This is a genomic window from Elusimicrobiota bacterium (assembly GCA_026388095.1).
In the GTDB taxonomy this organism is placed as follows: domain Bacteria; phylum Elusimicrobiota; class Elusimicrobia; order UBA1565; family UBA9628; genus UBA9628.
Window position 1 is genome coordinate 50,750 of the sequence record JAPLKL010000074.1, and the last position, 13,695, is coordinate 64,444.

Sequence of the window (13,695 nt, forward strand, 5' to 3'; positions counted from 1 at the left end):
TGCCGCGCCCGGGCGAGCACAGCCGCCGGACAGGACTTCCTCACGGATATTTTTCTTCGATGTTCCGCAGCCTCGACTGGTAGCCTCTTTCCAGGTCGGATATCCTGCGGACGATCGTCCGTTGATACGCGGCTTTGAACTCGCCTTCCACCATCTTCTTGCCATTGGCCAGCAGACGGTCCAACTCGGCCCAGAAGTCTTGCAAGACCCGGTCTCGCGCCTCGCGCGTCTCTTTCTCGGCCTCCAGCAGCTCCCCTTTGTAGGCTGATTCCTTCTGCAGATGATCGATAAGCTCTTTGTCGTCCTTGAAGCTTTGCGGCTTCTCCATCTCGCCCCCCTGTCAGGCTCGTTCCAGACAATCTAGCAAATCGATATGCGCCGCTCGAGCCGTCCATAAAAAGTGAGGCGCCAAGGCAAGCGTCGTTCTATCGACTGCCTTGGCGCCCCAGAGTCTGCCGGGCAACCCGTCCTGAGTCCGGAACGCACCGCGACTGCAACGGCCACTTACGCACGGCCCGATGCGGCACCAGCCACGACCTCGGCGTACGGTCCGTTGGAACCACTTCTCGTTACCGACCACTTCGACGACACCGGACTCAGGACAGGCGAGAACGCCCGACTCAATGAGTATAACCGGATGCGCGGAATAGTCAAGACCTGCGTCCCTGCCGCACGGATGGCCTTGCCTCCCTTCATTCATTATTAGTAGTTTCCATTTCAAGGACCATGGGAGCACCGAGCGTCCAGATACTGACCGAGCGGCTGCATTTCTCCACCAAAGGCGCCGGAGACTTGGTGGATATCACGGCCGAATTAGGACGACGGCTTGGCCGGACCAAGCTCCAAGCCGGGAACATGACTGTTTTCGGCGTCGGTTCGACCTTGGGCATCACCACTTTCGAGTTCGAGCCCGGCCTCATCAAGGACATGAAAGCACTCTACGAGCGCCTGGCCCCCTCGGACCGCAGCTACGCCCACGACGAGACCTGGGGCGATGCCAACGGCTTCAGCCATCTGCGGGCCGCCTTGCAGGGCCAATCCTTGACCGTCCCCTTTGAAGACGGCCGGCTGCTGCTGGGAACCTGGCAACAGGTCGTTGTGGCCGAGTTTGACAACAAGCCCAGGCAGCGGGAAGTGGTGGTCCAATTCGTCGGCAAGCCCTCAGCGCGATGAGTCGGATAGTCTATAATGACCCCATGAGATCCTCCGCCCGAACAGGATTCACTCTCATCGAACTGATGATCGTGGTCGCCATCATCGGCATCCTGGCCGCCATAGCGATCCCTAAGTTCGCCTCGCTCATCCGCAAATCCAACGAGGGGGCATGCAAGGGGAACCTCGGGGCCCTGCGCAGCGCCCTGAGCATCTACTACGCAGACATGGAAGGGCAGTTTCCCGACTTCCTCGGGGCCATGACCGTCGGCGGCAAGTACCTCTCGGCCATCCCATCCGCCCACGCCGCCGACTACCATGCCGCCCACAACAACGAGCAGGTGACCCGCGTCAGCGCGGTGGCCAGCGATTTCGGCGGCTGGCTCTACGACGACATCCCCGCCAGCGGCAACTACGGGAAGGTCGTCGTCAACTGCACCCACACGGACACGAAGGGCACTGTCTGGACCGAATACTGATCCGATCCAAAAAGCCCGCGCCGAAGTTCTAGGGGATTGCCGGGAAAGTGTTGTAGAATATATTTTGCCGGGCAGTTAGCTCAGCGGTAGAGCACTGTCCTCACACGACAGGGGTCATAGGTTCAAATCCTATACTGCCCACCACTCTGACTTGCTTCGTCAGCATCTGATGAGCCGCCCCCAAGGGCGGCTTGCTTTTTCTGATGCGATGCCTGAATCGTCCCGGCTGGATGATTCCGCGCTATTCGATCAAGCGCACCCGCTAATTCGATTCCGTTTCCTTACTTGACCGGACATAAGCACCCGCCCTACGCCGGCTCATCGTAACAGGGAGGATTGGTAGCTTCTCCAACTTCCTCTCCATCGCCATCCGGATCGGGGGTATCGGCCCATGGCGCCCAACCGGAGGCCTAAGGCGTTTGGGCCCATTGCTAGAGGCGGGATAGGGCTCTGGCCTCAGGCGGCCGGAAGCCGCGCCTAGTACACTTTGTACAGGACATTAAACCAGGAGGTTCCCATAATGAAATCTGTCGCAATGGCCCTCGTCGTCTTGGGACTGCCGCTGTCGTTCGTGTTTGCCACTCCAGCCCAAGACGCTCCGGGAACGGATCTCTCCGGGAATTTCGCCGTAGCCCTGGAGACGACTCGCCAAGGATCGGCGCAGCTCAAGAAGAGCATCGCCGCTGGCCAGGCCCAGGTCGCGCAGTCGATCTATGAACCGATCAGCATGGAGCAGGTGGTCCTTAAGAAGAGCCGGATGATGGCGATCGCCACCTCGAAGCCATATCAGGTCAGAGGGCGCAACGAGAGCGCCTATGGCGTGATCACCAATTGGGCTTGGCAGAACTATGCTGAGAAGCAGACCGAGTTCCTCCTGCGGCGGCTGGACTTCGTCCGCGACCTCATCGCATACGCCAGAACCCACCAACCCGACCCGCAGATCATGGAGATCATCCATTGGGCACGGAGCACGAAGTTCGCCATGATGAACCATCCCGAGGGCCAGGACTACGAGAACAATTCGATTTATCCTTTCTTGAAAGACGAGGAGTTCGCGGTCTTGCCGCCAGCCTACCAGAAGTAGGCGCTCTCGACGAGTCGTGGGAGAAATAACCCCTCTTCCGCCCGCCCTGTCTGCCACTCCCTTCTGTCTAGCCTCGCCCCTTCCTATTGCCGGCCCCCTCGGGGGCCGGCAATCGCTATAGTACACGGAGCCGGGAAAAACGCCGATGCCGCAGGCCCCAAACACCTCCAGGCAGCAACTGCCCTAAGCGGGCTCATCGTGGCCGGGAGGGTCGGTAAGCCTGTTCATGGAAGAGAATGGGGCTTTAGACCCTCTTGAGGCCTTAGCCAGAACGATTAGATTCCCAGAGGGCGCCGGGCCATCAGCCAAGTTCCAACATTATCCTGGATGGCCCACCATCTCATCCGGCCATTTCAGACAGAGCCCTCCGATCGGAGGGCTCGTCTCTTTGCGGTCAAGAGGAGAAGGACTCCAAAGCCTCAAGGCGCGGTTTCCTGCTTGGCGGATCCCCTCATCGCGCCGCCCGGAGCGGCTTTCCAGATGAAATCCGGGAAGCTCAGGCGCATGCGCGTGCCGTCATCGTCGAGCACGCCCGGTCCGGCGGCCAGCGAGATGCGCCGCTCGTCGATCGTGAAAGAGCGGAATGCCGTGCGCCCGCGTCTCCCGGCATAGGGTCGGCCGTCGAGCGTGATGCGCGCCTCGGTCGGCACGACGAACTCGTGGTCGTGAGTCGCCTGGCGGAACCAGATCCCCTTGCCGTCCACGAGCCGGAAGCGCAGGACCGGGTTGTCCAGGCTCCACAAAGCCGCGATGAGAAGCTGATCTCCGTTCGGGAAATCGAACCAGTCTCCGCTGAAGCCCGGGCCCGGGCCCTGGTCCAAGTCGAAGACCAGGCGGCGCCCCGGAAGCCGCGCGTAGCGGGCTTGGGCCTGGGCCCGCCGAGCAGCCAAGACGTCGAGCTCCCTCCGGGCGGCCTTGCGGCCCGCGGCGAAGAGCCCCGAACCGATGATGGCCTCGACGCGCCGGAAGGCTTGCGCGCGCGGCAGGTCCAGCCGCGCCAAGACGAGCTCCGAAGGGGCGCGGCCCCCCTCCACCTCCTGGCGCCAGCCCCGGACGTTCTCGGCTTCGAGCCAGCGGCACAGCGCCGCTCCGACCGCGTAGAGACGGAACTTGCGGACCTCGAAGATCTTCCCCCGGTCCCGCAGGGCCTGGATGAGCACCGCCCGGACAATGGCTGAGGAGCTCGTGGCCTCGGCCCCGGCGCGCTCGACGTAGCTCGCCACGCCTTCGAGCCACTCCTCGGACAACTCGGCCGCGGTCCCCGGGAAGAGCTCTCGGCGCCGCGTGCGCAGAGCGGCGAAGTCCCGCATGGCCTCGGCATCGCCGCTCTCGACCCAGTCGGCCAGGCGCAGGCTCTCGAGAGCGGCCAGCGTCATGTCCAGAGGGTCTTCGACCGGATAGGGCCCGGCTTCCCGCTGCTTGAACCGGGCTCCCTGGTGCTTATGGAAGTGCTCGTGGAGGTAGTAGCGGGCCGCCTCGGCCGGCGTCTGACCGTCCTTGACGCGCACCACGGTCACGGTCATCCCGTCCAAGTCGAAGTCCTCCAAGAAGGAGAAGCTGGGCTCGAAGCGGCGCAGGCTGCGCGCCACCGGGACCGCGTCCCCGAAGCCGCGGAAGAACCAGGGGTGGCGCGGGCCGGCGCCGATCAGCGACGAGCCGCGGCTGAAGGCCAGCAGCAGCGGCGGCTTGAACGGCTCATAGCCCGGCCAGGCGCGGGCGCAGGCGGCCCCTTGGGCCAGGACCACAGCTTCGAAACCGCCCATCGCGGCGGGCCGGCGCTTGAGCCAGCTGCGGGCGCCCCGAGCGGCGAACGCGCCCAGAACGAGCAGCCCGCAGGCTCCGACGACGATGAGGGCGCGCCGCATCATCGGGCATTCTACAACAATGGGCCCCAAGTGGACCGTCCCCCTCTCGCCCTCAGCCGAGTTCCAACATCATCCGATTTGACCGCTCCCGGGAGAGCGCAAGCGAGTGCGGTGAAAGTGAGGCGCGTTGCGACTCGGAGTTGAACCCGAATAGGCAACAGTGGTATCTTCCAATCTGATATGCGATTCTTGCTGGAGGAAGCACCATGCTGAACAAGACGCTTATCCTGGCGTTGATGATGGGAGTCAATCCGGCGCAGGCTGAGCCGCAAAGCGCCGCAAAGATCGTGGACGCCAAAACATTCCTTAAACTCATCGTGCCAGCGGCCAAGAAGAACTTTGCTTCTTATCGAGGACAACTCATCAGACTGTTTCCCGATGGAAAGACCGGGGAGGGGCAATACCAGGGCACACTCCATTTGCGCGGCGCTCAGGAGTGTACGGTGAAAGTCTTCGACGAAAGGAGTGAATACTCTTGCGCCTGGGAATGGACCTGCCCCTTGTCAATGAACAATGAACCGTGTGCGGCAGAACCCAAGCCGCATTGCACGGTCGCCAACACGGATTGCGAGATAGTCCCGGTGTGTGAGAGCGCATTCAAGACCTTGGAACGCGACATCAGGCAGTCGCTAGGTGCCGGGTGGTCGATCAATAAAGAGTCGACTGAAGACAGGCAGTTGAAATTGGTCGCCGAGAGCAGATCCGAGATTCCCACGATGATCCTGCTATCCATGCAGTACCAGAGGGACCGCAGGTATGTCTGCAATGTCGACCTGAACGTCGGGCTCCTCCAGGAGTAGTCTAGCGGACCCCCTCCAGGGCAGGCGTCCTTGAGGAACGGGTCCCGCATATCCTAGCATGGCCTCATGCCCGAGCTCAGAGAGAACCTGGCCACCAAGGAATGGGTCGTCATCGCGACCGAACGGGCCCGCCGCCCCGAGGACTTCCACCGGGAGGGCCCGGCGCGTCCGCCCCTGCCGGAACGCCTGGCCTCCTGCCCCTTCTGCCCCGGCAACGAGGCCCGGACCGGCGCAGGCGTGTATTCTTTGGGAGAGCCCTGGCGGGTGCGGGCGGTCAAGAACAAGTTCCCGGCCCTGACCCCGGACGCCCGGCTCGACGACCCGCAAGCCGGCCGCTACCACCGCCTGGCCGGCCTGGGCAGGCACGAGGTCATCATCGAATCGCCATCCCACGCCAAGCACTTGGCGCTCCTGGCGCCGGAGCAAGTCCGCGAGGTTTTTTTCGTCTATCGTGAGCGCTTCCGCGAGTCGCTGAAGGACCCCTCCGTGGCCATGAGCCTGGTCTTCAAGAACCACGGCGAGTCCGCGGGCACCTCCTTGGAGCATCCGCATGCCCAGCTCATCGGCTCATCGGTGGTCCCAGCCCATATCCGCCACCGCATGGAAGAGGCGGAGGAATACCACCGAAAGAACGGCGTCTGCGTGTTCTGCGACATGCGCAAGGAGGAGGAGCGCCAGGGCGCGCGCATCCTCGCCGACACCGAGCGCTTCACCGCCTTCGTGCTGTTCGCGGCCCTCTCGCCTTTCCACATCTGGGTCCTGCCCAAGCGCCATACGGCCAGCTTCGGCGACGCCACCGACGCGGAGCTCGGCGACCTGGCCGAGGTGATGCGGGTCCTCCTGAGGAAGATCCATGTCGGTCTGGACAACCCCGACTACAACCTCTTGATCCAGTCCGCCCCGCAGGACCGCGGCGAGACGGCGCCCTTCCACTGGTACCTGAGCCTGGTGGTGCGCATCTCCCGGGCCGCCGGCTTCGAGCTCGGCTCGGGCATGTACATCAACACCACCCTGCCCGAGGACAGCGCCCGATTCCTGAACTCGTTGCCGGCTTAGTCGCGGCTCGCTCCAGGCGCTAGAATCCGCCGGGAGCCAGGCTGAGGCGTATGGCCAGGAAATGGCAGGCGGCCGCCGCCAGGATGCACAGGTGCCAGATCTCGTGCTGGCCGAAGCCGGGAGGCTCCACCTCGCCGTCGTAGCGGTTGAAGAAGACCGTCCCCGCGGAATAGACCGCGCCGCCCAGGAGCAGGAGGACGGCGCAAGCCGGAGTGATGAGCCGCAGAGCGGGCCAAGCCGCCGCCCCCGCGGCCCAGCCCCCGGCCAGGAAGAAGGCGACGAAGACCCGCTTGGGAAGCTCCGGTCTGGCCAGCCGCAGAGCCGCCCCCCCGGCGGCCAGGGCCCACACCAGGGCCAGCGCCCCATAGCACGGAGCTCCGCTCCGGGTCAGGACGCAGAACGGGGTGAACGTCCCCGCGATGGTCAGGCCGATCGCGCAATAGTCCAGGTTCTTGAACTGGCGCCGCGGGCGCCCGGCGCGGTGGTGGAAAGCGGCGCTGGCCAGGAACATGGCCACCAGCCCCAGCCCATAGGCGCTGAAGCTGGCGATGTGCGGCCGGCTGCCCGCGGCCAGGGCGGGCGCCAGGAGCGAAGCCGAGGCCGCCAGCGACAGCGCGGCGCCCGCCAAAGAGAGCCGCATGCTCCAGACCTCCGGGACCGGCGGCGCGGCCGGCAGGCGCAGGGAATGCGCCAGGGCTTGGCGCGCCTCGCTCAGTGAGCGCTGGGTGTCGAGCGCAGGCGCCGGCGGGGGAGCGGCCGCGGGGATGACGGGAACGGTTCTATCCTGCATATCCTAGGGCTGCGCAGCTATGATACCAAAAGGAAGAGCAGGGCTCAGGCCCCGATCTTCGTCCCCTTGGTCTCAGGCAGGGTCCAAACCCAAAGCCCGGTGAATACCGCGAACAGGGCGCCTATCGAGATGCCCGCGCCCAGGCCATGGCCGCCGCTGCCCCAATGCAGCGCGGTCACCCAGGTGATCATAAGCGGCGTGAAGAACTGCGCGCCGCGCGCCAGGTTGAAGGCCGCGCCCATGGCCGTGGACCGCAGCGCCGTCGGGAAAAGCTCGCTGAAGATGGGGCCGTAGCCGGAGAAGTTCCCGGTCCCGAAACCCACCAGGAACATGAACACCAAGGTCAGCCAGACCCTGGCATCTATGGCCCCCCAGAACCACGTCACAGCCAGCAGGCCGAAAGCCCAGACCAGCGAGAATGCCGTGTAGGCGACCCGCCGCCCCCTCCAGTCAGCCACCACGCCGAAGGAGAGATAGCCCAAGAACCCTCCGGCCTGCGTCACCAGCATCCAAAGCCCGGACTTCGCCATCGAGAAGCCCAACTGGTCGTAAAGATACTTCGGGAGCCAGGTGTAGGTGAACCAGTAGGCCGACATGTCGGTGAGGGCCAGGACCAGCCCCAAGAGGAAGAGGCGGCTGAGACCGGGGTCGGCCCTGAGCGCGGCCAGGAACCCCTGGCGCGCGCCGCCGGTCTCGCGCTGGGCTTGCCACACGTCCGATTCGGGCATATGCCGCCGGATGATGACCACGAGCAGCGCCGGCAGGAGCGATATGAAGAAGCATGCCCTCCAGCCCCAGTCCAGACCGAAGGCGCCCACGAGGGCGGGTTCCACGAACCCGCCCACCACGGAGGCCAGGGCGATCCCCAGCGGCGCCCCCGTCTGCATCACCGCCGCGAACCTCGCCCGCATCCTGGCCGGGAAGGTCTCCCCTATCAAGGTCTGCCCGGTCGCCCACTCGCCGCCCACGCCGAAACCGGTCACGACCCGGAACGCGAGCAGCCACCAGACCGAGGTCGAGAACCCGCAAAGGCAGGTCCCGACCGAGTAGACGCCGATCGTCCAGGAGAGGATCCGCTTGCGCCCGAGCCGGTCGGCGAGGAAGCCGAAGACGACCCCCCCTATGGCGGTCGCCGCCAGCGAGGAGCCCATGAGCAGCGAGAGCTCCCAGTCCTGCAGCCCGAGGTCTCTCTTTATGGGCACCAGCAGGAACGAGAACAGCATCAGGTCGTAGAAATCGAACAGCCACCCCGCCCAGGACATCCCCAGGATCACGTAGTGGCGGGAAGTGGGCCTCTCGCTCTCGTTGAGCAGGCCGGGCTTGCCTGTGGATTCCATGGTCACCCTCTCCGCTTTCATCCGGATTCTAACCTTTAGATCCGCCCGGCAGCAACCGAGCGGCCAAGGCCCGCCCCGCTTTTGTTATAGTAATGTCAGAACATGTGCGGCGTCATCGGCCTGCGCTGTGAACGCGACCGCGGCGACCTCGGCGAGATCGCCAGCGCCCTGTTGCGCATGCTGGAATACCGCGGCTACGACTCCACGGGCGCGGCCATCCAGACCGCGGCCGGCAAGGTCACTTTGCTCAAGGACGTGGGCTCACCCACGGCCGTGACCCGCCGATTGGGCATCCCCCGGCTCTCGGGCCGGGTCTTCTGCGGCCAGGTGCGCTGGGCCACCTTCGGCTCGGTCACGCGCGAGAACGCCCAGCCCCACGAGGTCTCCTGCAAGACCCATCTCTACGGCGCCCACAACGGCAACATCACGAACTGCGACCGCCTGAAGGACTGGCTGATCAAGAACGGCCACCGCGTGCTCAGCGACAACGACGGCGAGATGCTCGTGCACACCGTCGAGCACTATTTCGCCGCGGAGCTGCGGCGCACCCCGGACCGCGCCGCGGCGCTCAAAGCCGCGGTCCTGGCCGCGGCGAAGAAGATGGTCGGCTCCTACGCCGCGGTGGTGGTGGACCCCGTGACCCAGCGGCTCGCGGCCATCAAGGCCGGCAGCAGCCTCTACATGGGCCTCGGACATGACGAGGCCAAGGGGGCCTTCGCCATCGCCTCCTCGGACCTGGCCTCGGTCCTCTCGCGCACCAAGATGCTCCTGCCCATGGCCGAGGGCGAATTCGCCCTCTACGACCACGAGCGGGCCGATTTCTACGACCTCCAGACCGGCCGGCGCCTCCGCAAGAAGCCGGCGCGCAGCCGTCTCAAGGTCGAGGAGACCGAGCTCAAGGAGCCTTTCCGCTACTTCATGCAGCAGGAGATCTTCAGCCAGCCCGCCGCGGTGCGCAAGGTCCTGGGCCTCTTCCTGCGCCGGTCCGACCTGCTCTCGGCCGCGGACCGCTTCGCGCGGCGCCGGCCCGCCCTGGCGCGCCGCGCCGTGCGTTCGGTGCAGTCCCTCGCCGCCTTGACCCACGCCGAAGAGCTGCGCCGCGATTTCGCGCGCGCCGCGCGCGGCGCGGACTTCACCGCTCTGCGCCGCCTGGCGGCGGCGGCCGCCCTGCCCAACGGGCCCTGCGAGTCGTCTTTGGGGAGCTTCCTGGAAGAGCTGGGCCGGCTGGCCCCGGGCGGCTCCTGGGCCGCTTTGCGCCTGCTCGACGGGCTCTGCCTCCGGGACGAGGCCGACGAGGTGGCCCGACGCGTGCGGGGCTTCACGCGCCTGCTGCGCCGGACGCGCCGGCAGGGCGGCGCGGTCTACCTGGTCGCCTGCGGGACCTCCTTCCACGCGGCCAAGGTGGCCGCCGTGTTCTTCAACCGCATCGCGGGCCTCAAGCTCCACGCCCTGCTGCCCGGCGACTTCCGGGCCGAAGCCGGCGCCTCCCTGGGAGAAGCCGACCTGCTCATCGGCATCAGCCAGAGCGGCGAGACCAAGGATCTCATCGACGTCCTGGACCTGGCGCGCGCCGCGCGCCGCGGCGTCAAGGTCGTGACCTTGGTCAACAACCTCAACTCCACCCTGGCCCTGGAGAAGACCGACCTCTGCATCCCGCTCTGCTGCGGCCCCGAGATCGCCGTTCCCGCCACCAAGAGCTTCATGAATCAGTTGGCCGTGCTCTACGCCTTGGCCCTGGCCGCGGCCGGGCCCGAGGCGCGGGGCTTGCGCCAGCGCCGGGAGGACCTGCTGCGCGTGCCGCAGCTCCTGGAGGACACTCTGGCCGGGACCCGCGAGGCGGTGGAACGCGCCGCGGCCGAGCTCTTCCTGGCGCCCAGCATCCACATCCTGGCCACGGGGATGCAGGGCGTGGCCAAGGAGGGGGCGCTCAAGATCCGCGAGGTGGTGCTCAACCACACCGAGGGCTACGAGGCCTCGGAGTTCAAGCACGGGCCCAACACCATCCTGGGGGTCAACACCGTCTTCGGCCTGGAGGCCGTGCTCGGGGCGCTGGCCCAGACGGCCCGGCCCAAGCCGGAGCTCTTCCGCGGCCTCTACGCGAACTACCCGCTCATCTTCGTGACCGGACCGGCGCAGAGGGACGTCAACCTCACGGTCTCGCAGATCAACACGCACAAGATCCGGGGCGCCGACCTCTACGTGGTGGCCGAGCCGAGCCGAGCCCTGAGCGAGGCCATATCCCGAAACCGCACGGCGCACCGGGGGCGCGCCGGACGCGCCGTCTTCATCCCTTTGCCCAAGACCGGCGACGACCTGCTGCCCTTCTTCACCAGCTCCTTGGCCCTGCAGCTGCTGGCCCTGAGCATGAGCGTGCGCAAGCTCGCCCACCTCGACGCCCTGGGCTTCGCGGACCACGGCGTGCACCCGGACTCTCCCAAGAACGTCAGCAAGTCCATCACGGTCGACTAGACGAGGTTCGGTCCCCGCAGGGGACCGAACCCCCGCGCCGACACTCCGGTCGGCGCGGTTCCGTTGTATGCCCGTCGCCGTCACCCGCTGGCCTGCCAGCATTTTGGGATTGCGGAAAGGTTGCGCGCGGGACATGGCCGGAGGCTTGTCAAGTCTTTTTTTGCTCGCCGAGCGGCAGGCAGGGGAGTCCATTTCAACCCATTCTCCGACGAGGAACGGCCATTTTGGGATATGGGCCAAAAGACCTATTTCGGGCCTAGGTCTTTCGGCCCCACCTTTATGGTATAATCGGCCCTAACATGAGCATAGGCCATCGCGCGCTCCAGCCGAGCCGCCCCGCCGCAGCAGCGCCGAGTGCGGATGGCGAAAAACCGGAGGTATGAATGCTGAAGAAATGGTTCGTCTCACTCGTCGCCTGCGCGTCGCTCCTGGGCGCCAGGGCCGTCGCCGCTGAGAAGATCGACTTCGACCAAAGCATCGACGTCAAGGGCATCGTCCAGTCGCTGCAGGCCCAGGTCGCCAAAGAGACCGCGGCCGAGAAGGCCGGCATGGCCAACTGGACCATCATGGTCTACGTCAACGCCAAGAACAACCTGGAGAAGTTCGGGCTCGGCGACGTCAACGAGATGGAGAAGGTCGGCTCCACGGACAAGGTCAAGATCGCCGTCGAGTTGGGCCGCATCTCCGGTTACGACTCTTCGGACGGCGACTGGAAAGGCCAGCGCCGCTACATCATCCAAAAGGACAACAACACCAGCCATGTGTCGAGCCCCGTGCTGCAGGAGATCGCCAAGGCCGACATGGGCGACTGGAAGCACCTGGTGGACTTCGTGGCCTGGGCCAAGAAGACCGCTCCGGCCCAGCACTACATGCTCGTGGTCTGGAACCACGGCAGCGGCTGGGACAAGTTCCACAAGGCCAGCGACATCGTCATCAACGGCATCTCCTATGACGACGAGTCCGGCAACCACATGAGCACCCCGGACCTAGGCAGCGCCCTGGCGGCCATGGGCAAGACCGACATCTACGCCTCCGACGCCTGCCTGATGCAGATGGCCGAAGTCGGCTACCAGATCAAGGACTACACGGACTACATCGTCGGCTCCGAAGAGACCGAGCCGGGCGACGGCTACACCTACGACACGCTCCTGGGACCTCTCGTGGCCAAGCCCAGCATGAGCTCGCTGGAGCTCGCCAAGACCGCGGTCAAGTCCTACTCCGAGCACTATGCGGGCATCGGAGAGGCGGGCACCCAGTCCGCCATACAGTCCGCCACCTTGCCCAAGCTGCTCTCCCTGCTGGACGGGTGGACCAAGGCGGTCATGGCCGCCAACGAGACGGCCGTGGTCAAGAACGCGCACTCCCAGGCGCAGTCCTTCTATGTCAGCGACAACAAGGACCTGCTCCACTTCGCCCAGCTCGTGGACGGCGCGTCGCAGGACGCCGCGGTCAAGAGCAAGGGCGCGGAACTGGAGAAGTTCCTGGCCGACACCGTCATCGTGGCCAACGGAGCCACCGGCGACAGCATGTCCAACGCCAAGGGCCTGGCCGTCTACCTGCCCTCGTGGAGCTTCAACAGCGCCTACAACGAGCTCGCCTGGGCCAAGGCCGGCACCTGGCCGCAGTTCGCGCAGTGGGTGCAGGGCCTCAAGGACAGCGTAGCAGCCCGCTAGATCGAAGACAGCCTGAAGAACGCCGCCCCCGTCCGCAAGGACGGGGGCGCGTCTTTTGGGTGCCGGTGGTCAACTTTTTCAACTTTCAACTTTCCTGAGAGGCGCCAAGGCCTTGGATACCGCGGCCACGCTCAGCCGTAGATAGTCCGCGATATCCGTCATGGAGTGGCCGTCCCCCAACGCCGCACGCATGAACTCCCTACGCACTCGGCACACACTGCGCACCCTCGATAGGCCGCGCACCGCATCAACCGAGGCCCCTCCCAACGAGGTGACGCCAGCGACAATCTCATCAAAATCTCTCCGCAGGGGCACCGCCTCGTGGTTTTCGCCGGTCGCTATCTGCTCATTTGAGCCGCCAGCAATCGCCAGCGGGCTCCGCGCGGCAATCCCCTCACCCGACACCGTCTGCATGCCCTCCAAGATGAACCGCTCATAGGCATCCCTCGCCGCGGCAGCATCTTGATCGAACATCGACAGGAGCAGGCCCTGATCCACCAGGGCCCGACGCCCTTTCCCGAGATATTCCCGATGCCCAGAGTACGGCCACGCGGCAGGGTCCCCCACTATCCCGGCGCGCACTGGATTGAGGTGGATATACCGCGCAAGTTCCTGGAAGTAAGGCCCCTTTTGACAAATGGGCGCCCGAAACCGGTCTTGGAATACATGCCCCGTGCGCCCGAGCCGCGCGTTAAAGTACCTGGCATAGCGCGACAGCAGGATTTTCATGATCAGGGAGATCGTCGCGGCTACCGGCTCCATGAGGAGATGGAGATGATTCGTCATGAGGCAGTAAGCATAAAGCCGGAACGGGGTCTTGGCCCTCTGCTCTTCCAGCAGGTCCAAGAAGAACTCCCAATCTTCCTCACAAAGGAAAATGTTCTGTCGCGCATTGCCGCGGGCCATGATATGGAAGATGGCTCCAGGGAAACTGATGCGAGGATGGCGCCCCATACTATAAATACGAGTTCAGGGGCTAAAAGTTCCCAG

11 protein-coding genes, 1 tRNA gene and 1 pseudogene are annotated in these 13,695 nt (G+C 65.2%); 8 read left to right on the forward strand and 5 right to left on the reverse strand.

The features are described from left to right. Positions 1–40: 40 nt before the first annotated feature. Complete coding sequence (locus tag NTY77_18585; GenBank protein ID MCX5797503.1) at positions 41–328, reverse strand: hypothetical protein; 288 nt, start codon at positions 326–328, stop codon at positions 41–43. 398 nt (positions 329–726) lie between these two features. Between NTY77_18585 and NTY77_18590 the strand changes: the two genes are divergently transcribed. The 4 genes and pseudogenes from NTY77_18590 to NTY77_18605 all read left to right on the forward strand — a co-directional run bounded on the left by NTY77_18590 (position 727) and on the right by NTY77_18605 (position 2,715). Continuing rightward, positions 727–1,173 (forward strand): secondary thiamine-phosphate synthase enzyme YjbQ, encoded by a 447-nt coding sequence (locus tag NTY77_18590; GenBank protein MCX5797504.1) that lies wholly within the window; start codon positions 727–729, stop codon positions 1,171–1,173. Positions 1,174–1,196: 23 nt separating this feature from the next. After that, positions 1,197–1,313 (forward strand): annotated as a pseudogene (locus tag NTY77_18595) (prepilin-type N-terminal cleavage/methylation domain-containing protein). Between the two features lie 387 nt (positions 1,314–1,700). Further along, a tRNA-Val gene (locus NTY77_18600) sits at positions 1,701–1,775 on the forward strand. Positions 1,776–2,151: 376 nt separating this feature from the next. Then, positions 2,152–2,715 (forward strand): hypothetical protein, encoded by a 564-nt coding sequence (locus NTY77_18605; GenBank protein ID MCX5797505.1) that lies wholly within the window; start codon positions 2,152–2,154, stop codon positions 2,713–2,715. Positions 2,716–3,134: 419 nt separating this feature from the next. Here the strand turns inward: NTY77_18605 and NTY77_18610 are convergent, their stop codons facing one another. Next, positions 3,135–4,583 (reverse strand): hypothetical protein, encoded by a 1,449-nt coding sequence (locus NTY77_18610; GenBank protein MCX5797506.1) that lies wholly within the window; start codon positions 4,581–4,583, stop codon positions 3,135–3,137. A 203-nt stretch (positions 4,584–4,786) separates the two neighbouring features. Between NTY77_18610 and NTY77_18615 the strand changes: the two genes are divergently transcribed. Together NTY77_18615 and galT are read left to right on the forward strand one after the other, a co-directional pair. Further along, on the forward strand, positions 4,787–5,380 hold the full coding sequence (locus NTY77_18615) for a hypothetical protein (GenBank protein MCX5797507.1): 594 nt from the start codon (positions 4,787–4,789) through the stop codon (positions 5,378–5,380). Between the two features lie 66 nt (positions 5,381–5,446). Then, entirely contained in the window at positions 5,447–6,436 is a 990-nt protein-coding gene (gene galT / locus NTY77_18620; GenBank protein MCX5797508.1) for a galactose-1-phosphate uridylyltransferase, read from the forward strand. A 19-nt stretch (positions 6,437–6,455) separates the two neighbouring features. Here galT and NTY77_18625 read toward each other — a convergent pair whose 3' ends face one another. Continuing rightward, positions 6,456–7,226: a hemolysin III family protein gene (locus tag NTY77_18625; protein ID MCX5797509.1), complete on the reverse strand. Its 771-nt coding sequence runs from the start codon at positions 7,224–7,226 to the stop codon at positions 6,456–6,458. Positions 7,227–7,270: 44 nt separating this feature from the next. Further along, positions 7,271–8,563 carry an MFS transporter gene (locus NTY77_18630; protein ID MCX5797510.1) on the reverse strand — a complete coding sequence of 431 codons (1,293 nt, stop codon included), beginning with the start codon at positions 8,561–8,563 and terminating at the stop codon, positions 7,271–7,273. Between the two features lie 102 nt (positions 8,564–8,665). Between NTY77_18630 and NTY77_18635 the strand changes: the two genes are divergently transcribed. Both NTY77_18635 and NTY77_18640 read left to right on the forward strand, forming a co-directional pair. Next, positions 8,666–11,032 carry an SIS domain-containing protein gene (locus NTY77_18635; protein ID MCX5797511.1) on the forward strand — a complete coding sequence of 789 codons (2,367 nt, stop codon included), beginning with the start codon at positions 8,666–8,668 and terminating at the stop codon, positions 11,030–11,032. A 383-nt stretch (positions 11,033–11,415) separates the two neighbouring features. Beyond that, positions 11,416–12,705: a clostripain-related cysteine peptidase gene (locus NTY77_18640; GenBank protein ID MCX5797512.1), complete on the forward strand. Its 1,290-nt coding sequence runs from the start codon at positions 11,416–11,418 to the stop codon at positions 12,703–12,705. A gap of 78 nt (positions 12,706–12,783) precedes the next feature. Here NTY77_18640 and NTY77_18645 read toward each other — a convergent pair whose 3' ends face one another. After that, positions 12,784–13,659: a transposase gene (locus NTY77_18645; protein MCX5797513.1), complete on the reverse strand. Its 876-nt coding sequence runs from the start codon at positions 13,657–13,659 to the stop codon at positions 12,784–12,786. Between the last annotated feature and the right edge of the window lie 36 nt (positions 13,660–13,695).